Source organism: Paenibacillus sp. KS-LC4 (assembly GCF_036894955.1).
GTDB lineage: Bacteria > Bacillota > Bacilli > Paenibacillales > Paenibacillaceae > Pristimantibacillus.
Map to the genome: position 1 here is coordinate 3,593,893 of NZ_CP145905.1, position 22,417 is coordinate 3,616,309.

General features: G+C 49.5%; 21 protein-coding genes. 6 read left to right on the forward strand and 15 right to left on the reverse strand.

Features of this window, described 5'->3' with window-relative positions:
* Positions 1-154: 154 nt before the first annotated feature.
* From proB to mtnB, 6 genes are read left to right on the forward strand one after another with little or no spacing between them, the layout of a single operon-like run.
* Positions 155-1,255, forward strand: a complete 1,101-nt coding sequence (gene proB, locus V5J77_RS15110; RefSeq protein WP_338551665.1) for a glutamate 5-kinase — start codon at positions 155-157, stop codon at positions 1,253-1,255.
* Between the two features lie 39 nt (positions 1,256-1,294).
* Positions 1,295-2,545, forward strand: a complete 1,251-nt coding sequence (locus V5J77_RS15115) for a glutamate-5-semialdehyde dehydrogenase (RefSeq protein WP_338551667.1) — start codon at positions 1,295-1,297, stop codon at positions 2,543-2,545.
* A 44-nt stretch (positions 2,546-2,589) separates the two neighbouring features.
* Positions 2,590-3,471 (forward strand): pyrroline-5-carboxylate reductase, encoded by an 882-nt coding sequence (proC, locus tag V5J77_RS15120; protein ID WP_338551668.1) that lies wholly within the window; start codon positions 2,590-2,592, stop codon positions 3,469-3,471.
* On the forward strand, positions 3,468-4,688 hold the full coding sequence (locus V5J77_RS15125) for a 2,3-diketo-5-methylthiopentyl-1-phosphate enolase (RefSeq protein WP_338551669.1): 1,221 nt from the start codon (positions 3,468-3,470) through the stop codon (positions 4,686-4,688). The genes proC and V5J77_RS15125 overlap by 4 nt, the downstream gene beginning before the upstream one ends.
* A complete protein-coding gene (locus V5J77_RS15130) occupies positions 4,685-5,356 on the forward strand; it encodes a 2-hydroxy-3-keto-5-methylthiopentenyl-1-phosphate phosphatase (RefSeq protein ID WP_338551670.1) in 672 nt (223 codons plus the stop codon). Before V5J77_RS15125 ends, V5J77_RS15130 begins: the two co-directional genes overlap by 4 nt.
* Positions 5,356-6,006 (forward strand): methylthioribulose 1-phosphate dehydratase, encoded by a 651-nt coding sequence (mtnB, locus tag V5J77_RS15135; RefSeq protein WP_338551671.1) that lies wholly within the window; start codon positions 5,356-5,358, stop codon positions 6,004-6,006. Before V5J77_RS15130 ends, mtnB begins: the two co-directional genes overlap by 1 nt.
* A gap of 118 nt (positions 6,007-6,124) precedes the next feature.
* On the opposite strand, the gene argC is transcribed toward mtnB, so the two are convergent.
* The 15 genes from argC to panB form a co-directional block, all read right to left on the reverse strand.
* A complete protein-coding gene (argC, locus tag V5J77_RS15140) occupies positions 6,125-7,078 on the reverse strand; it encodes an N-acetyl-gamma-glutamyl-phosphate reductase (RefSeq protein WP_338551673.1) in 954 nt (317 codons plus the stop codon).
* 239 nt (positions 7,079-7,317) lie between these two features.
* The gene (locus V5J77_RS15145) at positions 7,318-8,193 is read right to left on the reverse strand and encodes a sugar phosphate isomerase/epimerase family protein (RefSeq protein WP_338556836.1); all 876 of its coding nucleotides are present in this window, start codon (positions 8,191-8,193) and stop codon (positions 7,318-7,320) included.
* Positions 8,194-8,522: 329 nt separating this feature from the next.
* Complete coding sequence (locus V5J77_RS15150; protein WP_338551674.1) at positions 8,523-9,212, reverse strand: DnaD domain protein; 690 nt, start codon at positions 9,210-9,212, stop codon at positions 8,523-8,525.
* A gap of 36 nt (positions 9,213-9,248) precedes the next feature.
* Positions 9,249-10,472: an acetate kinase gene (locus V5J77_RS15155; RefSeq protein ID WP_338551675.1), complete on the reverse strand. Its 1,224-nt coding sequence runs from the start codon at positions 10,470-10,472 to the stop codon at positions 9,249-9,251.
* Positions 10,472-11,344, reverse strand: coding sequence for a 3-hydroxyacyl-CoA dehydrogenase NAD-binding domain-containing protein (locus V5J77_RS15160; protein ID WP_338551677.1), 873 nt, complete (start codon positions 11,342-11,344; stop codon positions 10,472-10,474). Before V5J77_RS15160 ends, V5J77_RS15155 begins: the two co-directional genes overlap by 1 nt.
* 155 nt (positions 11,345-11,499) lie before the next feature.
* Positions 11,500-12,999 (reverse strand): AAA family ATPase, encoded by a 1,500-nt coding sequence (locus tag V5J77_RS15165; RefSeq protein WP_338551678.1) that lies wholly within the window; start codon positions 12,997-12,999, stop codon positions 11,500-11,502.
* Positions 12,992-13,534 carry a hypothetical protein gene (locus V5J77_RS15170; protein ID WP_338551679.1) on the reverse strand — a complete coding sequence of 181 codons (543 nt, stop codon included), beginning with the start codon at positions 13,532-13,534 and terminating at the stop codon, positions 12,992-12,994. Before V5J77_RS15170 ends, V5J77_RS15165 begins: the two co-directional genes overlap by 8 nt.
* Positions 13,535-13,679: 145 nt before the next feature.
* On the reverse strand, positions 13,680-14,207 hold the full coding sequence (locus tag V5J77_RS15175) for a DUF5590 domain-containing protein (protein WP_338551680.1): 528 nt from the start codon (positions 14,205-14,207) through the stop codon (positions 13,680-13,682).
* Entirely contained in the window at positions 14,207-15,517 is a 1,311-nt protein-coding gene (locus tag V5J77_RS15180) for an amidohydrolase (protein WP_338551681.1), read from the reverse strand. The genes V5J77_RS15175 and V5J77_RS15180 overlap by 1 nt, the downstream gene beginning before the upstream one ends.
* Positions 15,489-16,145 (reverse strand): redox-sensing transcriptional repressor Rex, encoded by a 657-nt coding sequence (locus tag V5J77_RS15185; protein WP_338551682.1) that lies wholly within the window; start codon positions 16,143-16,145, stop codon positions 15,489-15,491. The genes V5J77_RS15180 and V5J77_RS15185 overlap by 29 nt, the downstream gene beginning before the upstream one ends.
* Positions 16,142-19,006, reverse strand: a complete 2,865-nt coding sequence (gene dinG, locus V5J77_RS15190; protein ID WP_338551683.1) for an ATP-dependent DNA helicase DinG — start codon at positions 19,004-19,006, stop codon at positions 16,142-16,144. The genes V5J77_RS15185 and dinG overlap by 4 nt, the downstream gene beginning before the upstream one ends.
* An 18-nt stretch (positions 19,007-19,024) precedes the next feature.
* Positions 19,025-19,765, reverse strand: coding sequence for a hypothetical protein (locus V5J77_RS15195; protein ID WP_338551684.1), 741 nt, complete (start codon positions 19,763-19,765; stop codon positions 19,025-19,027).
* A 113-nt stretch (positions 19,766-19,878) separates the two neighbouring features.
* Positions 19,879-20,262, reverse strand: coding sequence for an aspartate 1-decarboxylase (gene panD / locus V5J77_RS15200; RefSeq protein WP_338551685.1), 384 nt, complete (start codon positions 20,260-20,262; stop codon positions 19,879-19,881).
* Positions 20,255-21,145 (reverse strand): pantoate--beta-alanine ligase, encoded by an 891-nt coding sequence (gene panC / locus V5J77_RS15205; protein ID WP_338551686.1) that lies wholly within the window; start codon positions 21,143-21,145, stop codon positions 20,255-20,257. The genes panD and panC overlap by 8 nt, the downstream gene beginning before the upstream one ends.
* The gene (panB, locus tag V5J77_RS15210) at positions 21,120-22,064 is read right to left on the reverse strand and encodes a 3-methyl-2-oxobutanoate hydroxymethyltransferase (RefSeq protein WP_338551687.1); all 945 of its coding nucleotides are present in this window, start codon (positions 22,062-22,064) and stop codon (positions 21,120-21,122) included. The genes panC and panB overlap by 26 nt, the downstream gene beginning before the upstream one ends.
* Positions 22,065-22,417 lie beyond the last annotated feature (353 nt).

Sequence of the window (22,417 nt, forward strand, 5' to 3'; positions counted from 1 at the left end):
ATCGGACAGCACCTCCTGTTACGAGGCCCAAGCAGGATTGTTTGCCTTAAGCGGCATACAGTCAATTAAGGTGGTACCGCGGAAGCTTATAAGACTTTCGTCCTTTACGGACGGGAGTCTTTTTTATTTTGTCAGGAAATGGGATGATGGATAAATGGCGGAACGAATCATAGTAAAAATCGGCAGCAGTTCGCTAACCTCCGAGGAAGGCGGACTGAATAAGGAACGCATCGCTTATTTTGTATCCGAGCTTGCCGCGCTGCACGAAGCAGGCCGTTCGGTCATATTAGTTACCTCTGGCGCGGTAGCCGCTGGCTTTCGCCAAATTGGCTATGAGTCTCGCCCCAAAGCCGTGCATGAGAAGCAAGCGGCCGCCGCAGTTGGGCAAGCGCTGCTTATGCAGGCTTATCAGGAGGCTTTTAGCAAGTTCAATATCGGGGCTGCACAAATTTTGCTGACTCGGGCCGACTTCTCGAACCGCAAGCGAATCCAGAACGCTTTGATGACCATTGAAGAGCTGCTCAGGCTGCGTACGATTCCGATTATTAATGAGAACGATACTGTTGCAACCGATGAGCTGAAATTTGGGGATAATGATAATTTGTCAGCGCTGGTTGCAACGATGACTAAAGCCGGTCAGCTCATTATTATTACAGATATGGACGGCTTGTATACCGAGGATCCACGCAAAAATCCTTTAGCAGTCAAAATCGAGCGTGTCGACAGCATTTCCGCAGACATTATGAAGTTCGCTGGCGGTGCTGGCTCGGCAGTCGGAACAGGCGGCATGCGCTCCAAAATTGAAGCGGCCCGCATTGCCATGCGCGGCGGCGTGCCCGCTTTTATCGGGAAAGTACAGCAGCCCGGGGATCTGTCGCTTGCTACAAGCGGTTCCGGCAAAGGTACGTATTTCGATACGGAAATGCATAGCCTGCCGATGAAGAAGCAATGGCTCGGCTTCCACTCCATGCCGCAAGGCACGATTACAGTTGATGCAGGAGCAGAGCTTGCCCTGCTTACAGGAGGAAAAAGCCTCCTTCCCGCCGGCATTACAGACAGCAGCGGAGATTTTCATTCTGGCGATATCGTTGAAGTGCTCAGCGCCAGCGGCGATACGATTGGACGCGGGGTTGTCAATTACGAGGCCTGGCAAACTAAGGCAGCAGCTGGACTTGGCAGCGAGGAAGTGAAGCGCAGAATTGACGTAAGTCGAATCGAAGTAATCCACAGGGATGAATGGGTTTCGTTAAAATAAGCTCGCCGTTTCATTAATTATATTTAGGAGGAACAAACTATGACAAGCGAAGTCGTCCAAAAAGCCACATTGGCAAAACGTGCCGCCAGCATCATGAATACCGTTACGACTGATCAGAAAAATGAGGCGCTGTACACGATCGCTGACGCTTTAATCGCGCATACAGCTGACATTATTGAAGCGAATAAGCTCGATTTGCTAAGCGGAGAAGCAGCAGGCACTAGCCGCTCCCTCCTCGACCGTCTTGCTCTCGATGAGGGAAGAATCGAAGCGATTGCCCAAGCGCTCCGTGAAATTGCTCAGCTGCCTGACCCTGTTGGCGAGCTGCTGGAGCAGTTCGACCGTCCGAATGGACTGCATATCGAGAAATCTCGTGTTCCGCTCGGCGTGATTGGCATCATCTATGAAGCACGTCCGAATGTGACGGTCGATGCAGCTGGATTATGCCTCAAAACAAGCAACTGCGTCGTGCTCCGCGGCGGCTCGGCTGCACTTGAATCCAATCGTAAAATTATCGAGGTGCTGCGCAATGCGCTTGAAGCGACGGCGCTGCCAGCCGACGCCCTCCAGCTCATTGAAGATTCCAATCGCGCATCGGTTAATGAAATGCTCAAGCTAAACGGACTGATTGATGTCATTATTCCACGCGGCGGTTCGGCGCTTATTCGTACCGTCGTCGAAAATGCTACCGTCCCTGTTATTGAAACTGGCGCAGGCATTTGCCATACTTATATTGATGCAAGTGCGGATTTCGATATGGCGGCAAACATTTCTCTCAATGCAAAAGCACAGCGCCCTTCCGTATGCAATTCCATGGAAACGCTGCTCGTTCACGAGTCTTTTGCCCGCGAATCGCTCACTGCTCTTGCCAAGCAGTTTACAGCAGCAAAGGTAGAGCTTCGCGGCTGCGAACGCGTTATGCAATTGATTTCAGAAGCCAAGCCAGTAACCGAAGAAGATTATGCGACAGAGTACAATGACTACATTTTGAACGTAAAAATAGTAAATAGCCTAGATGAGGCCATTTCCCATATAAGCACCTACGGCACGCAGCATTCCGAATGCATCGTGACCGAAGACGCGAGCCATGCTGCACGCTTTATGCAGGAGGTTGATGCGGCCGCTGTCTATCACAATGCTTCGACTCGCTTTACGGATGGGTTTGAATTTGGCTTTGGCGCAGAAATCGGCATTAGCACGCAGAAGCTCCACGCGCGCGGGCCAATGGGCTTGCCTGCTCTCACATCAACCAAATACCGGATTAAGGGCTCAGGACAAATTCGCGGCTAATGCCGCATTCCCTTTACGATTTCAAAATACTGGAGGAAACCGTTATGCCACTAGATACAGACACCAAGACGATTGATCGTATTCAATCCCTGCAAATCGCGTTCTACGGCGCTGGCTCCATGGCAGAAGCCATCGCCCGCGGCATGATTAATCAGAAGCTGACCCAGCCGGGACATATTGCGATGCTCAATCGGCAAAATGCCGATCGCCTCACCGAGCTTAACAGCCAGTATGGCGTTCAAACGATTTTGCAAGGCTCCTCGAACGAAGCGTTTCTGAAGGAAGCCGACATTATTTTTCTCGCCATGAAGCCTAAGGATGCTGTTGAAGCGATCACGAGCATTAAACCGTTTATTTCAGAGCATCAGCTTATTATATCGGTTATAGCCGGACTATCCATTGCTTCAATTGAACTGCTGCTTGGTCATAAGCTTTCGATTGTACGCACAATGCCGAATACCTCCTGCACGATCGGGCTTGGCGTTACTGGCATCAGTTATTCCGCAGCGGTCACGAAGGAGCAGCAGCAGCTGGCGGAAGCTATTTTCCAATCCGTTGGCATCACCTCAGTCGTTGAGGAAAACGCTCAGGATGTTATTACTGGCGTATCGGGCAGCGGCCCAGCTTATGTTTATTATTTTATGGAATCCATGATTGATGCAGCGAAGGCCATGGGTCTTAGCGAAACGGCGGCCAAGGAGCTTGTTACGCAGACCGTGCTCGGTGCTGCCGAAATGGTTCGTGCAACTGGCGAGGAGCCTGCCGAATTGCGCCGCAAGGTGACGTCCCCGAACGGTACGACGCAAGCAGCCCTTGAGGTGATGAGCCAGAAAGGCTTAGCCGAGGCCATTGCCAGCGGCATGAAGCGTTCCGCCGAGCGCGCAGGCGAAATTGGTGCCGATATTGAGAGGAGCTTGAAATCATGAGTGAATATTGCATTGCTACTTACCGCAGCTTTGATGACAAAGCGGATTTTAATAAAAAAGCGTTATCCATCGCCGTCGGCCTGACGGTTGGAAGCTGGACCGACCTGCCGGAAGCCCGCAAATCCGAAATGGAGAAGCATCTCGGCAAAGTATTGTCCGTTGAGGTTCATGAAGGCGGAGAAGGCAATCGCTACGCAGATATTCGCATTGCTTATCCAGATATTAATTTCAGCCGCGACATCCCTGCCCTGCTCGTTACGATTTTCGGCAAGCTGTCGATGGACGGTCGCATTAAGCTGATTGATATTGAGGTTTCACAATCGTTCGGCTCTGCTTTCCCGGGTCCGAAGTTTGGCTTGCAGGGTGTTCGAAATCTGCTCGGTGTTCAGGAGCGTCCGCTGCTGATGAGCATTTTCAAATCCGTTGTCGGACATGATCTGGCGAACCTGCAGGAGCAATTTTATAAGCAGGCGCTTGGCGGCGTGGATCTGATTAAAGATGATGAGATTTTGTTTGAAAATCCGCTGACTCCGCTGGAAAAACGCGTTGAGGCTTGTATGGAGGCTGCCGAGCGCGCCCAGCAGGAAACAGGCCAAAAGCTGCTTTATGCCGTCAATTTGACTGGACCTACTTCGCAGCTAGCTTCTCAGGCGCGCAAAGCTATTGCTGCTGGCGCTAACGCCCTGCTCTTTAATGTGCTGGCATACGGCTACGATGTGCTGCATGAGCTGAGCAAGGATGCATCAATCAATGTGCCTATTGCTGCCCATCCGGCTATGGCGGGCGCGATGTATCCATCGCCGCACTATGGCATTGGTGCTTCTGTGCTGCTAGGCAAGCTCATGCGCCTTGCGGGAGCTGATCTCGTATTGTTCCCTTCTCCTTACGGCTCGGTCGTCATGCCGAAGGAAGAAAATCTCGCCGTCAAGGATGCGCTGCTGGCACCATCTAGCGGTCTGCTTACTAGCTTCCCGGTTCCATCCGCAGGCATTCATCCGGGCCTTGTTCCGCTTATTTTGCGCGACTTCGGCACCGAGGTAGTTGTTAATGCGGGCGGCGGCATTCACGGTCATCCAATGGGCACCGCTGCTGGGGGACAAGCCTTCCGTCTGGCGATTGATGCGGCGATGAACGGCGTTCATCTGCGCGAGGCTGCCGCGGCTCCTGGCGGCGAAGCATTACAGGCTGCCATTGATGCTTGGGGGATTAAAGAATGACAGCATCAAAAAAACGCATCATTTTCTGCGACTTCGACGGGACTATTACGATAAACGATAATATTATTGCGATTATCCGCCATTTTAACCCGCCAGGCTGGGAGCCTATTGTGGAGCAGACGATATCACAGCAAATTTCGATTCGTGATGGAGTTGGCCAGCTGTTTCGCCTCCTCCCTTCCTCAATGATGAGCGAGGTTGTTCATTTTGGCATTACGAATGCGCGCATTCGCGAAGGCTTTGGAGAGCTCCTCTCCTACTGCCGGAAAAAGGATATTGAATTTTACGTAACAAGCGGAGGCATTGACTTTTTCGTCTACCCAGTGCTTGAGCCCTTCGATATTCCGCAGGATCATATTTATTGCAATGGCCACGATTTTAGCGGCCCTAATATTGAAATTACATGGCCGCATCCTTGTGACGGACAGTGCAGCAACGCATGCGGCATGTGCAAAACGACCATTATGCGACGCTTCCCCGCTGAGCAATATGAACGTATTGTCATTGGCGACAGCGTGACGGACTTTGAAGGCGCAAAGCTGGCGGATACGGTATTTTCCCGCTCGCATCTGACGACGAAATGCCAAGAGCTTGGCCTGCCTCATTCCGAATATGAGACATTCCATGATATTATTCGCGTGCTTGACAAGGGAAAGGATGAATCGTAATGACATTTGAGCAAATTACAACGGAGCAGAAGCAGAAGGCGCTGGCTGATCTGCGTGAAGTGAAGGAGCTGTTCGCCTCGCGCGGCTGGTTCCCTGGCACGAGCGGCAATCTGTCGGTACGCGTCGGCGATTTCGACCCCGAGCAGTTCCATTTTGCCATTACGGCAAGCGGCAAGGATAAAACGGCTCATACACCAGAAGACTACTTGTTCGTCGATAAGGAAGGCAAAGCTGTCGAAGCGACGAAGCTGAAGCCTTCAGCGGAAACGCTGATTCACTGCGAAATTTATCGGCAGACGGGCGCAGGCGCTATTTTTCATGTGCATACCGTCTTTAACAGCGTCATCTCGGAATGGTTCTGGGATCGCAAATCTGTGCCGGTTGACGGTGTAGAGCTGATTAAGGCGTTCAATATTTGGGATGAGGAGGCACATATCGACATTCCAATTGTGTCCAACTTCGCCAACATACCGCAAATCGTTCCTGAAGTAACTCAGCGGCTGCAGCCGGAAATTCCCGGCATTTTGCTGCGCAAGCATGGTATTTACGCTTGGGGAGCAAATCCGTTTGAAGCGAAGCGCCATTTGGAGGCGTTTGAGTTCATATTTGAATATGTATATCGCTGGGAGCTGTTGAACGGCCGCAAATAACATGCCGCTTCAAGCGCGTACTGTATAAAGATGAAGACGAATAAGAGCTGTCTCGATGCATAAAAGTGCAGAGGCGGCTCTTTTTTTTATCGTCTTGGAGCATTTGTTATAAAATAATTTAGTTCACCAAGCTGTTACCTTCATCCCATCCAAGCATGATATTCATGTTTTGTACAGCAGCACCCGACGCACCCTTGCCTAAATTATCGTATCTGGACATTATATTTACGTTGCCCTCTTGTCCAAAAACAAATATCTCCATTCGATTCGTGTTATTACACTCAGAAATCATGAAGCAGCCTTCATCCAGATATGCGTCTGAATCGTATGGCATCACATGAACGAAACGCTCCGCTTCAAAATACGCTGATAATACGTCGTGTACATCTTTTGCAGAAGCATTTTTGGACAACATCCTACTCACTAAAGGAACTGACATAGCTATCCCTTGTGCATAATTCGCTTTTATGGGCGTAAATAATGGCTCAAAGGAAAGTCCTGAATACATCAGCATCTCGGGTATGTGCTTATGCTTATGTTGAAGCGCATAATGCCTTGGAACATGGAGCTTTCTTTCAGCCATTAACGCTGAATTTTCATATTCCTCTATCCCGCTTTTGCCAGCTCCAGAGTAGCCTGTCACAGAATAACATGTAACAGGATAATCCTTTGGGAGAATGCCTGCTTCAATTAGCGGTTTAATGGTCAGAATAAAGCCAGTTGCATGACAGCCAGGAACGGACACTCTTGATGCGGACTGTAGGAGCTCTCTTTGATTTTTCAACTCAGGCAGTCCATAAACCCAGTCTTTATCCGTTCTAAAGGCAGTGCTGGTATTTATAATTTTTGTTTTTTCATTTTTTACAAGCTCAGTGGCTTCTTTTGCAGCTGCATCGGGCAGACAAAGAAAAACGATATCTGCATCATTAAGGAATTTTCTTCGTTCTTCAGCATCTTTTCTTTTGGCGGAATCAATCCGGAGAAATTCAATGTCTGATCGTTTTGATAAATACTCAAAAATCTTCAAGCCTGTCGATCCTGCTTGTCCATCAACAAAAACTTTGTATGGCATAAAGCTCCCCCTTGATATGAATATTAATACTTAACAATGAATAATTATACATAATTTCATGACTATAATCAAATTTCATTTACAGGTTCAAGGCAAGGGAAACGGCCTGCATTAGGCCATGGACTTACACACAGCCCAAATAACCTCTCCACGACCTAATGGAGAGGTTGCTCGGGCTAATGAAGAGGTAAGGGGATGCTTGGCAAACTGTGTGTACATTCAGACTTAAGTTCAAGTTGCTAGCGGTATCGTTTAATAAACTCGACAGCTTTGCGAATATCCGCCTCTGGCTGCGAGCCGACCTCTCGCTCAATTGTCAAATAGCCCTTGTACCCAATCGTTTGAATCATGTTAAAATATGCAGTGAAATTTACACTGCCCTCGCCAAGCGGCAGCTCTGAAAAATCTGGACCTTCGGACGCCATTCGCGCGATTTGTCCATGATCCATTTTGTCATAGCCTAACGCTCCATAGACTTGGCGGGGGTCCACCATTCGGTGGCGGACGCCATCCTTCACATGTGTATGTACAACGTAATCCCTCAGTATATACAGCCCATTAACAGGATCATCCCCCGTGACCATGACCATATTCGCCGGATCAAAATTAACCGATACGCCACGCGAGCCTAACGTATCCAGAAATGCCTTCAAATGCGCTGCTGTTTCCGGCCCCGTCTCAATTGCAAAAAAAGCCTGCTGACTAGTTGCATAGTTCGCCAGCTCCTCACATGCCTGCTGCATGGAGGCGTAAATTTCACTGTTCGGATCATCCGGCACAATGCCAATATGGGTCGTCACAATGTTTGTACCAAGCTCAACCGCCAAATCCAAAATGCGCTTGGATTTTTCGATTTTCAACGGATTGGCCCGTTTATCTTGAAAGCCATGCCCACCTAAGTCGCCGCATAGCGCCGAAATTTCAAGACCAAGCTGAGCGATCTCCTCCTTGAGCTGCTTACGCCTGGCTCCTGTCAGTACAGCAGGCTCCATCTCCCCATCTACTGCATATATTTGCACGCCCTCCGCACCAACATCCTTCGCCAAACGCAGACCTTCGCTTACGCCAACGCCAAAGCTATCGACGATGACGCCAATTTTGTTTGTAAGCCGCATGCTCTGCTCATCTCCTTTCATTATGCTCCCCCTTACATTCGCTTTCTGCCATCCCTGTTCCTACCACTTTATAAAAAATGGATACAGTTACACGCCAACAGCGGCCCGCAGCCAGGAAGCAAGCAAAAACGACCTTGTCGTCCTTCCATGACGATGAAGAGCTTTGCCTTAGAAATATAAGCCCATTTATAAGTGTGAAACTTATAAATGCTTATATTTTCAAAAAAAACGGCCGCCACCCTATTAAGGCTGACGGCCGCTGCTATATTAACCCCTAATACTCATTATCTCACTGACTTATAGACAAAAATAACAAGCCGTTCGTGCCCTTATCCCCTGCCGCCGCGAAAACGCTGCGCATGGGCGCGGGCTTCATCCTCGTTCGTCACACGATTGCGGCTCCACTCAATTAAGATGCGGTCAATGTAGCGGAAGCTCAGCTTCCCAGCAAATACTGCTTCCTTAAGCGCAAAGCGAATAAGCTCTTCCGCATATTTATCCTCATCCATCCAGCCGCTGATGGTTTCGCATTCGATTGGCGACAGCAGCCGGCCAAACTCCTGCTCAAAAATATGAAACAGATTGACCGGATTTGCTGCGCGCTGCACCGGCTGGCGCTGCGCCTTCTCGGCTTTTTTCGACTCGCGTTTTTCCAGAGCCGCCCACTCCGCTGCCTTAAGCAGCCAGCCGCTCCAGTTATACTGCTCGGATTGGATGCCTGTTTGGGAGTCCAGATGCTCATCAATCGCTAGAAAGCCTTCTTTCATCAGCTTTCCAAGCTGCTCGACGATACTATGCTCGCTTGCGTCCATACGCTCTGCCAGCTCATCTGGCGTCGGGAAGCCATTTCCCTCCACATCCCGAAATGCCTTAAGCTGCAGCAGCAGCAGCAGCTCGCTATCCGTTAGCCCAAGCTGCCGATAAGAACGAAGCAGCACGGCGTAAATGTGCACACCGCCCTCCTCCATTACAGCCGCCATACCGCGCGAATAAGCTTTCCAGATGTCATCATTGCTCACTGCTTGCCCGCCTTTCCCTTAAAACCTGCTTTAAAATTAAACGTTTGCTGCACCCGCTGCCTGAGCCTGCACCAGCGTGTAAGTATCACGAGCGATCAGCAGCTCTTCATTTGTAGGAACAACCAGCACCTTCACACGAGAAGCGTCTGTCGAAATAACCCGCGCATCCTTGCTGCGCTTTGCATTTTTCTCTTCATCCAGCTCAATGCCCAGGAAGGTAATGCCATCGCATACCGCTTTGCGCAATGCCGAAGAATTTTCGCCAACGCCAGCCGTAAACAACAGCACATCAATGCCGTTCATCGCCGCCGCATAGGCGCCAATATATTTACGAACACGATACGTATACATATCAAAAGCAAGCTTCGCATTGCGGTCGCCTTCCTCCATCGCCTCCGTTACTTCGCGCATGTCGCTGCTGATTCCAGAAATCGCCAGCATGCCGCTATGCTTATTCAGCATGGAATTGACTTCACTGAGCGTCAGTTCTTCTTTATTCATGACAAAAGGAACGATCGCCGGGTCAAGATCACCACTGCGTGTACCCATCATCAAACCTTCAAGCGGGGTCATGCCCATGCTTGTATCGAATGATTTGCCATTCAAAATCGCCGTACAGCTTGCGCCGTTGCCAATATGTGCCGTAACCATTTTAAGCGACTCCAGCGGCTGTCCAAGCAGCTCTGCGCCTTGCTGGCTCACATACTGGTGCGATGTGCCGTGGAAGCCGTAGCGGCGCACCTTGTGGCGACGGTAAAGCACCTGAGGAATTGGGTACAGATAAGAAGTGTTCGGCATCGACTGGTGGAAGGCTGTATCGAATACAACAGCCTGTGGAACACCCGGCATATTCGCTTCAACCGCAGTAATCCCCATCATATGGGCTGGATTATGCAGCGGCGCTAGATCAAACAAGCGGCGAATTTCAAGCTTAACTTCCGTTGTCACAAGCGTCGAGCTGTTGAATACTTCGCCGCCATGCACGACGCGGTGGCCGACCGCCTCTATTTCATCCATTGTCGCGACTGCTCCATATTCCGGATGCGTCAGCATGTCGATAACCTTTTTAACTGCCGTCACATGGTCCAAAATTTCGCTCACATCGCGCACTTCCGGCTTGTTCGCTGGTTCATGCGTCACGATGGAGGAGTCCATCCCGATTCGTTCAACCCGGCCGCTGGCCAGCACCGATTCATCACGCATGTCGTATAGCTGATACTTCAGAGAAGAGCTTCCTGCGTTAATAACGAGTACTTTCATTAGATCCGATCTCCTTCCTTGTCATATTTGAAGAAGCCAACGCCCGTTTTTGCTCCCAGTTGACCAGCACGCACCATTTTTTTCAATACGATGGAAGGACGATATTTAAGCTCGCCATATTCACGGAACATCCGGTCCAGTGCCGCAAGGACGGAATCGAGGCCAAAGCGATCCGCCATTTCGAAAGGACCATGCTGGAAGGAATAGCCGACACGCATCGCGCTGTCGATGTCTTCAGCAGAAGCGACGCCTTCCTCCAATACGTGCAGAGCTTCGTTTATGAACAAGCAAATAAGGCGGGAGGTTACGAATCCAGGGGATTCAAATACCATGACGCCTTTTTTATGAATAATTTCTTCAACGAAATGCTTGGTGCTTGCGAAGGTATCTTCGCTCGTTTTAAGACCACGGACAATTTCCACCAAATCGATTTTGAGTACCGGATAGATGAAATGAAGCCCGATAACCCGCTCCGGATGTGCAGAGGCGCTAGCAAGCTCCGTCAAGCTAAGTGTGGACGTATTGCTCGCCAAAATAATTTCAGCGCCGCAAATGTCATCAATTTGGCTAATGACAGCCTTCTTGCTTTCCAAATCCTCCGTAATCGTCTCAATGACCAGCTCGCATTCAGCCAGCGCATCATAAGACAGGGTCATATGAATACGATTCATAATCAATTTCTTCTCGGCCTGCGTCAAAGCCCATTTCTCAATTTGCTTATCCAGACTAAGCTCAATCATTTGCCTGCCATATGTCAATCTTTCTTCCGAAATCTCGATTAAATGAACGTCCAGCCCTTTCGAGGCCAACATTTCGGCAATGCCCTGGCCCATTGTACCTGCTCCAACTACGCCAACTTTTTTAATAGACATGATTCTCTCCTTGTCGTTTCCCTACACCATGTAAATGAGAAACATTCTCTTTGTAGTTATGTTCAATGTTAATTATAACGGTTTTCTGAAAAAAAAGAAGACAGACATGTCGTCTGCCTTCAAATTGTAATAAATGGAGGGGTTTTCATGCTTTATTATGATGCGCTATGTGACAACTTCTTAAGCAATTCACGAAACTCAGCGCCGCTGAGTGTTTCTTCACGAATCAGGACATCTAGCGCGTCCAGAAAAACCTGGCGCTTAGTTGCCAGCATTGCAATCGTCTTGCCCATTAAATCGTCAAGGATGGAGCGATTAATTTTCGCCCACGCATCAGGCGTCATCATTTCGGGATGAATAATGCCTAGCTCCGTTAAGCCCGACTCAACAAGTGTGCGGACAATGTTCATCGCCTGGTCAAAGTCGCCACGCGACCCTGTGCTGCGATTGCCGTAGAAGATTTCCTCAGCCGCCGCCCCGCCAAGCGCAATCATAATTTGCCCATTTAGAAAATCCCTTGTGTACAAGTAACGGTCCTGCTCAGGATTATGGCGTACGTAGCCTAAAGCTTGTCCTCGTGGTGACAAAGCAACCTGAGATACGCTGCCCGGGCGGAGCAGCTCTGCTGAAATCGCATGGCCTAGCTCATGCAGCGCCACACGCTCGCGCTCCTCCTTCGTCGCCTCGCGGTCCGTCTTCTCGCCCATCATCACCTTGTCAATCGCCATAGCCAGATGCTGCTCATCAATGACCTCGCTTTGCTCCCGCATCGCGTAAATCGCACCTTCGTTCATGACGCTCTCAAGCTGCGCACCGGAAAAGCCAAATGACTCGGCCGCTATCTTCCCAAGCTCCACCGTATCGGCAAGCGGTTTATTAGCCGCATGGATATTCAATATTTGAAGGCGCGCTTTTTTGTCTGGCAGTTCTACCCCAATATGGCGGTCGAACCGACCGGGCCTAAGCAGGGCGCTGTCGAGCATTTCTTTCCGGTTCGTTGCTGCAATAATGAGCAGCCGCGGCGCTGTATCGGCATGAATACCGTCCATTTCCGTGAGCAGCTGATTGAGCGTTTGATCATATTCTCGATGCTGCCCGCCGTCGCGTTTGCCCCCGATTACCTCGATCTCATCAATAAAAATAACGGCGTTTTCCTTACCCGCTTTTTTCGCCTTCGTCCGGGCTTCTTTGAATAAATCGCGTATCCGGCCAGCGCCAACGCCGACGTACATTTCTACAAATTCACTGCCGGAGGCAGCCAGATAAATCGAATCGGTATATTGAGCTGCGGCTTTCGCCATTAGCGTCTTCCCGGTTCCCGGCGGTCCCGTAAGCAAAATCCCCTTCAAGGGCCGAATGCCAAGCTTGCTCAGTTCCTCATGACGGACGAGAAAATCAAGCGCCTCGATCAACTCCTGCTTGGCACGCTCCTGTCCGCCGATTTGCTCAAAGGAGAAGGGTATGCTGTCAGACACCTTCCGCCGCTTCGTTCCGGAAGCATGCGCGAGCTTTCCTCTGCCCGTCGCTAAATACGCGACAGCAGCGGCGATCAGCACAAGCAGTACGAAAGGCATTAAATTCACATTTACAAATATAAGAAAAGCAATCAATACCGGGACAAAGCCAATCGCCATCTCGATGCTGTATTTACGCATAACTGGACACCTCCAGCTGCGGGGCAACCCGCGGAAGGATGATATACTTCGTAGCATTGCCATCTTTCAGCGTAATATAGACATTGCTATCATCAATATCGGTAATAGCCTCCACACCAGAATGTGCGTCTGCCAAAGCTTTAAGTGTATCTGGAATAGCAGAATAGTTTTTGTGCTCCATCGCTTCGGCCACTTTGAATAAGGACGACGACCACAGCTGATCCAGCTTCGCATTCGAATCGGTATTCGCTATATCGAGCTGAATGTCGCGGCTCTTGGCGACAGCTTTGCTTTGCTCGACTATCGTTTCATATACATGCTTTAAATCCGCTCCGGCTGTAAGCGTCAGCGGAAAAGTAATACGGTCCGTATCCATAATAGGTGTACCCGATGATTTAATGCCTTCTATTTGATCAACCGCCTTGGCAAGCGGAGCTGCAAAGGCAACCTGATGATAAATGAGCCAGCCTCCAAACAAAACGAGGGCAGACGCAGCAGCTGTTAGCAAAATCGGCATAAACCTGAGTTTGAACATCGAAAAATCCCCCTCTCAAAATGACGGTGATATACTTCGCGTATATCAACTCCGATACACGAAAGTATATCACATCGTCTTCTGAATGAGGGGGTGTAATAATAGCCAGCAATTCCAACTGTTACAGCTAAAGCAGCATTTACAGCTAGGACGCTTTGTCACCGACTAAACGATATTGCTTCACAAATACGCCGTCACGGAATGAATAAAAAGCGTAATAATATTTCGTTATCGCTTCATCACGGCTATAAAAAATTTCCCAAACGGGCTCGCCATTCAGCAATCCCGGCTGTGTCCTTTTTATAGCCGCATCCGGCTCGCTGCTCTGTAAAGCCGCTTCCGCCTGTTCTGCTGTAATATGTTCCGTTGGTTTCAGTGTAAGGACAGGACCTTCGGCTGCTGTCAGAAATACGTAAACTTCTTGTTCATCCGCGGTTTTCCCTTGTACGACCCAGGAAATGCCATCCCACACCTGCTTCGTTATGCCTGTAACTTCCGTTAACTTTGCAGCCTCTATAGCATACGCCTTAATTGGAGCTTCCTCTGCCCATAATTCCTTATGCACATCGCGGTAATAAACAATCGTAACGGTCAACAAGGCGATAACAAAAACAAATGAAATAAAGACAGCCCGTTTTACCGTCCAAAACGGCTTTCTCGTTCTCGCCCGCATTATGCCTTCAACAACCTCTCGAAGCTCGCCTGGGCATCATGACGAATTTTCTCCTCATCGAGCAATGTGCATTCGCCATCCCGTACAACCTGACGCCCGTCTACCCATACATGCTTAACGTCGCGGCCAGAGCCTGCATATACCAAATGGGATACAATATCCGTCTGTGGATAAAAATGCGGCTGTTCAATATCAATAGCGATGAAATCAGCCTTCATGCCTACACGCAGGCGGCCAATGGAATCCTCTTGCCATATCGAACGAGCGCCGTATACGGTACCCATACGCAAAGCTTCAATCGCTGGCACAACCGTCGGATCTCCAGAAACGCCTTTATGCAGCAGAGCCGCAAGGTTGATCTCCTTGAACAGGTCAAGATTGTTGTTGCTCGCCGCACTGTCCGTACCTAGAGATACGGTTACACCTGCGCGGAGCAAATCTGGAACGCGAGCAATGCCGCTTGCCAGCTTGAGATTGCTGACTGGATTATGCGATACAGCTACATTGCGTTCAGCCAGCAGCGCAATTTCCTCGTCATTCAAATGAACAGCATGAGCAACGAGGGCAGGACGCGAGAAGAAGCCTAAATTGTCGAGATGCTGAACAGGACGAACGCCATAGTCGCGAACGTTTTGCTCAACCTCAGCGATTGATTCTGACATATGCGTATGCAGCGGCAAATTATAATCATGAGCAGCCTGCACAAATTTTTCAATATAATCTGGTGGGCAAGTATAAGGGGCATGCGGCGATATCATCGTCGTGATACGGCCATTTGCCTTGCCATTCCAATCGCGTGCAAAAGCAATCGCTTCCGCCAGCTTCGCCTGCTGCACATCCTCTGGGCAGAGGCCAATAACGCCGCGCGTCAGACAGCCGCGAATGCCGGACTGTTCCACAACTTCAGCTAGCTGATCCATACGGTCATACATATCCACGAAAGCCGTTGTACCGGATTTCAGCATTTCTACTACGGCCAGCGCGCTGCCCGCACGTGTATCAAGGTCGATGTATTTCCCCTCCATCGGCCACATTTTTTGCTCCAGCCAGACTTGCAGGTTTTGATCATCGGAGTAGCCGCGCAGCAAGGTCATAGCTGCATGCCCATGCGTGTTTATGAGGCCAGGCATAAAAGCAAGCTTGCTGCCGTCCAGCTTCTGAACATCGGCTTGCAGCCCAGTTGGAACCTCTGCTCCAATATATGTAATGCGATCATCGGTCACAACCATATGCCCTTGAAGCACATGCTCGCCGTCCTCCATCGTTACAAAACGTCCATTTTCAATCCAAATTTGGCTCATTATCGTCATCCCTTTCCCTCTCCAAGTAATACGCCAGACTTAGCAGCTCTTTCGTAAAGTCGGCATGATGAATGCGAATTTCCTCTGGTACCTTCAATATTGCAGGGGCAAAATTGAGCAAGCCTTCAATGCCCGCGTCAATAAATTGATTAGCAACGTTTTGCGCTTCAAACCCGGGAACGGTAATAATGCCGATTCGGATATTGTTTTCTTCGACGGTCTGTTTCAGCATATCCATCGGCATGACGGTCAAATTATTAATTTGCGAGCCTATTTTAGATGGATGCACATCAAACACAGCAATAATTTTCATATTGTCTTTAGAATATTTATTATAATTGCATAGAGCATGACCCAAGTTACCCGCACCGACAAGCGCCACATTAATCGTCTGATCAAGCTTGAGTATTTGGCGAATCTTTTCGATCAAATACGTCACGTCATAGCCGATGCCCTTGCGGCCAAAATCGCCGAAATACGCCAAGTCCTTGCGGATTTGCGCCGGATTTAAATCCAGCTTGACGCCAAGCTCCTGGGACGAAACGGTCTGCACCTCCCGGTTGTTCAGTTCGTTCAGCACTTGCAGGTAAATGGGGAGGCGTCTTACGACGGCCTCCGATATTTTCGTCTGCTTCACCCGTTCTCCTCCTCCTTCTCAGCACCAAGCCATTCTCTCATTCTCGGGACAATTTGTTCGATATGCATATGCTCAATTTTCGGTCCAGGCAAAGAATAGAGAAAATGCTTGCCATAATACGTTTCAATAACCCGCGTATCATAAATTATAACAATCCCTTTATCCTTCGCGGTTCGCACGAGCCTGCCAAACCCTTGCTTGAAGCGAATAACCGCTTGCGGGATGGACAGCTTCATGAATGGATTTTGCTTCTGGCGCTGGAGCAATTCCGACTTCGCCTCCAGCAGCGGGTGATTCGGCGGTTGGAACGGCAGTCTGACGATAGCAAGGCAGGTTAAGGCTTCGCCAGGAATATCAACGCCTTCCCAAAAACTGCTTGTACCAAGCAGCACAGACTCTGGCTGCTGTAAAAACCGCCGCGTCAGCTTCGTACGATTACCGCTGTCAATGCCTTGACCCAGCACTTGAATGCTGGTGGCTGCAAGCGCCGCCTTAAGCGGATCGTATACCTGCTTGAGCATTCGGTAAGAGGTAAACAGCACTAGCATTCGGCCATTTGTCTGCTGCACCGCATCTGCCAAGGAAGAGACGAGCATGGAAATAAATGCAGGCTCTCCCGCTGAGCCTTTAAGTACAGGGAAATTGCGCGGAATAATAACGAGCGCTTGTTCACGATAATTAAAGGGCGATGCCAACTGCACGGTACGCAGCCTGCCCGCTTCTTCAAAGCCGCCAAGTCCAAGCTGCTCTTGAGCGAACTGGAATGATTTTTGCACCGATAGAGTGGCGGACGTTAAAATAATGCTGTCCTTCACATCAAATAAATACTGCTGAAGCTGGCTGCTCACATCAATAGGCACCGCATAAAGATGCAGCGAGCGATGCTTATAGGTCATATTAGCCTCCAGCCAGAACACGTCCGTCGTCTGATCGACCTTCATAAAGCTGCGCAGATCATCCTTGACTCTCGTCAAATCGCGCAAGGCGCCATTCAAGTCCGTTACAAGCGCCTGCACAGCCAGCTCATCTATACGATCTTTAATTTCCTCGGACATTTTCTCAGCCGTCTTCAGCACGCGAATGAGCTCCGTATGAATATTGGTCTCTTCAGCGAGCACTTCCGACCAGCCTTCCGGGAGGCTATCGCCTCGCAACCGGTAGACCGATTGATTGTTTTCCCCCGTCGCATCAGGAGAAGCTTGAACAAAGCTGAATAGCATTTCAAACAGCCTCTCCCAATGCTCCTTCACTTCCGTAAAGGCGGGAATAATCGTATCAATCGTTTCCAGCCAGCCTTGCACCCGCTCATCGCTTTCCTGCTGGAGATGAATGCGCAGCGATGGCAGCAGCCCGGAACGAGTGTCCTTAAACATACGTGTAAACGCATTGGTTATCGTATAGTAGCCTAGCTGCATGCCCAGATGCTTGCTTGCTACTTCCTCCACATGATGCGCCTCATCGACAATCAAATGGCTGTAGGTCGGCAGCAGCCGATGATCGGCCTGAATGTCTGTAAACAGCATGGAATGATTCGTAATACATACATCCGCAATATTGGCTTCATGCTTAGCGCGATGATAATAACAGCGTTTAAACCAAGGACATGCCCGGTTCAGGCAGGAATCTGCATCGCTGGCTACGGTAGACCAGAAGTCGGTTCCCTTGTTGCTAAAATTCAGCTCCTCCTGATCGCCCGTTTCCGTCTCGCCTAGCCACACGACCATTTGCGAGGCTGTAATCGCATCGTCAACAGGAGACATCATATCCCTTGTATTTATTTTACTTTCAAACTTGCGCAGGCACAAATAATTCCCTCTGCCCTTGAAGATTGAAGCCCGAAACGGTATCGGCAAAATCTGCTTAAGCAGCGGTACATCACGATGCCTCAGCTGCTCCTGCAAATTAATGGTATGCGTGCTAACGACTATCTTCTCATCCTGGCGGATACCATAATAGAGCGCGGGAATTAAATAGCCGAGAGACTTTCCTGTCCCCGTTCCTGCTTCAATAAGCAAATGGCGTTTGCTCTCCAGCGAGTCAAACACTTCACGGAACATGGCCGTCTGCGCTTCGCGTTCTTCATAATTAGGAAACAGCTCCATAAAGCGGTGCTTGATTTCATCCAAATATTGCTCGAATGACATCTCCTGTAAATGCGAGGCTCCCTCTTCGCCGCGTGCGGGCTTTTCCTCTGTCCATTCTCTAGCTTTCAGTGCAAACTGGTTGAAAAAATCATAATCAGGGACGCCCATTACGATGTTTTGTTCTACCTGCTTCAGCGTAACCGTAATAAACCAGCTTAAATCGCTGCCATTGTCCACAAGCGAAGATAGCCGCTGCAAAGTCAGCAGCGGCAGGCTCCGAAGCTTTTGTACAGATTTGGCGAATATAATGGCGGTCGCCATTGCATCGCTATCAGCGCGATGGTGATGCTCATGCGTAATGCCGAACTGCTCAGAAACAGCACCAAGCTGGTAAGAAGTAATTGATGGAAAAAGAATGCGGAGCAGCTCAATCGTATCGAGCCTGCGCCCTGCAAACGTATGATAGCCGCTGCGATCGAGCGCTTGGTTTAGAAAACCAGCGTCAAAATTGACATTATGCGCCACAAGCACCGCATCATCAAGCAGCGGAATCATATCCATCAGCACATCAGAAAGCTCCGGCGCATCCGCCACCATCGCCTCGTCAATGCCGGTAAGCTGCGTAATAAACGGCGGTATGGCAATCGTTGGCTTTACAAAGGAATTATACGTATGAATAACTTCAAGATCATCATCAAGGAGGACCAGCCCCACCTGTAAAATATCATCGGAGGCGCTGTGTCCAGTCGTTTCCAAATCAAGCACTGCATATTTCATAAAATAAATCCGATCCTCTCACAAGCAGCATAGCTCCGTACTGCCGAACAATAATGACAACTGCTGCGGACGTTCCCGGCAGCTCTGCAAATTATTCAGCGGGTCCTTAAAGCTTGGGTCCAGCTCATAGGCTTTAAGGAAAAATTGCTCTGCCTGCTCCAAGTTTAAATGAACCGCTTGAATGCACCCAAGGGCATTATAGCTTAAAGCGAGCCATTTCGGATAGTCCGTAAGTTCAATTAGCAGTTGAAAATGACGCTGCGCCTCACTCCAATTTTGCAGGTGCATATTCGTCATAGCCAAAAACAGCCTTGCCAAATTACATTCCGGCAGATGGTTTACAGCAAGCTGGAACTGCTTTGCAGCATGGGAAAACATAAATAATTGATAATAGCCCTGTCCTTTGGAAATGAGCTCCGCTTGCTCGACAGTCATGCCAGATATTGGCTGCTGCGATACGCTTGGTTTTTCTGCCTTCTGTGGTGACGACATAGGCTGTAGCCCCATTAATGCTTGACCTTGACCATCCGCTGCTGCTGTAAGCAGAGATGGATGGGATTGCTTTGCTTCATCCTCAGTAAAACCGGCAAACTTTTCTTCAAAATCAATCCATTGCTCAATTAAAGCGTCGCTGATCTGCTTTAAAGCGTTAAGCTGCTCATCATAATATTGCTTCTGTTCCTCCGCCGCCAGAGGGTAGGAATCAATAATGCTGTCGAGCATTTCGTTCATGGTCGCAAACATATGCTGGAACATCATGCATCCCGCCTTCACCAAAGAATTGAGGAGTGATAACCTCATTCTTTGTTAAGCGGGTGCTTTTCATACTTGGAACCAGCCTTTACATAACGGAGGAATTGACAACTGCCTGTTTACAAAATCGTCGCATGTATTTCTTCTGTCAATTGCGAAACTGGCCGGTTCGCCTCATCCAAAATAACGACTCGCGGCTTGTAATTTCTAGCCTCTTCCTCCGTCATCGAAGCATATGAAATGATAATGACCGTATCGCCTGGCTGTACGAGGCGGGCGGCTGCGCCATTCAGGCAAATAACACCAGAGCCTCGTTCCCCTTTTATAACGTACGTTTCAAGTCGGGCACCATTGTTATTGTTAACGATTTGTACCTTTTCATTGGCCCAAACATCAGCCGCATCCATTAAATTCTCGTCAATGGTAATGCTCCCGACGTAATTGAGGTTTGCCTCCGTTACCGTCGCGCGGTGCAGCTTTGATTTCATCATTGTTCTAAACATTGCCATTCACCTCCAAAGGTTCAAACAGCTCATTATCAATTAAACGGGTCGTCCCGAATTTTACGGCTAAAGCCAAAATATAACGCTGTTGGGCGCTTTGAAAAGGAACGTCAGCAGCAGGTGCAGCAAGCGCTGGGTATTCCAGCACTTCGACATAATCAATATTTGCAAGCGGCGCTTCGTTAATTGCAGCACGAACTTTATTCACAAGCGCTGCTGGCGTTATCGAGGCGTCCTTCATCCATTCCCGCGCTTTTGCAAGCGATGAAGAAAGGACAGCAGCCTGTGCCCGCTGCTCCGAATTCAAATACACATTGCGCGAGCTGAGCGCAAGGCCATCCGGCTCCCTTACAATCGGGCAGGGCACGATCGTTATCGGAAAATTTAAGTCATCGGTCATTTGGGCAATGACCGCGACCTGCTGAGCATCCTTCATGCCAAAGTATGCCCGTTGTGGCTGCACCAGATGAAACAGCTTGCTGACAACCGTCCCAACGCCGTCAAAATGTCCCGGGCGCGATGCACCGCACAAGCGGTCTGTCACCTCGCTGACGAGCACCTTCGTCAGCACCTTGCGCGGATACATTTCGCTGACGGCTGGCATAAATACCAGATCGACACCATTTTCAGCAGCAATGGAAAGATCGCGCTGCTCATTGCGCGGGTACGTTTCAAAATCCTCGTTTGGCCCAAATTGCAGCGGATTGACGAAAATTGAAAGCACGGTGATATCATTTTCCGCTGCTGACTGCCTCATTAAACTGGCATGTCCTTCATGCAAATAACCCATCGTCGGCACAAAACCGATACTTGGCTTGCTGCCTCCGTTCCACATTTTCTTTTGCTGCTCTTTTAGCTCATCTATGGTTCGGCACAAAATCACGCCGCTCAGCCTCCTCTACAGCTTGCTTCATTCCACCCGCACTTTGATCATCACTTGCATGCTCACGGGTCGCTGATCCGCCATAGAGGCTGTCTACAGCGTTCTCAGACCTTTTGCCGAAAACATGCTCCTCCGCTGGAAACGCACCGGATTTGACTTCACCTACAAAAGCGCCGATAGCATCGCGTATCGTCGAGCCGATATCGGCGTAAACCTTCACCATTTTTTTCTTAATGACGGGTGATGAATATTGCAGGATGTCGTGATACACCAGCACCTGTCCATCACAGCCACGGCCAGCCCCGATTCCAATCGTCGGAATGGACAGCTCGCGGCTAATACGGTCCGCTATCGTCTCCGTGACCAACTCCAATACAATAGCGTAAGCACCCGCCTGTTCAAGCGCCTTGGCATCCCGCAGCAGTTGCTCTGCCTCCGCCTCCTGTTTTCCTTGCACCTTAAAGCCGCCATGCGTATGAATCGACTGCGGCTTCAGCCCAATATGCCCCATCACAGGTATACCCGCTTTAACAAGCGCTGCGACCTCGTCTGCAATTTCTTCTCCGCCCTCAAGCTTAAGCGACTGGCCGCCGCCCTCCTGCATCATTCTAGCTGCATTGCGCAGCGTAGCTTCACGCCCGATGCCGTAAGTCATAAATGGCATATCTGTCACAATAAACGTATTGCGCGCTCCGCGTGCTACCGCCTTCGTATGATAGATCATATCGTCTAACGTGACCGGAAGCGTCGTCTCATAACCGAGCACCACATTGCCGAGCGAATCCCCTACAAGAATAATATCGACGCCCGCCTCCTCCGAAAGCATAGCTGAAGGGTAATCATAAGCGGTCATGACCGTAAGCTTATTGCTCTCCACTTTCATTTGCTGCAAGTTCGTTATCGTTAAACGTTTCCTCATCTTGGCCTCATCCCTTCTTCACTTCTGTTTTAGGATAAACACAAAAAAACCTTTTAGCCGTCGCTAAAAAGGTCCCAAAACAAGGTGAAACGGCTGTTCCCGTCCTTTGGCGGCACGGCGCATTTCAGCCCGAGAAATATAAGCCTATTTATAGGTGTGAAACTTATAAATAGTTATATTTCGAGAAAGGAAACGTATATCACTTTGCTGCTTCCTTCTGTCTCGGTCCTTTCGGCTCAGAGCAGACTACCTTTACTACATTCCATTCCTTCTTGCAAATCCATACCGATGCTGGCATGAGGTATAGCACAGTGCAGCTCTTTTCAGATACCGCCTGTTAACCCCATACTAGC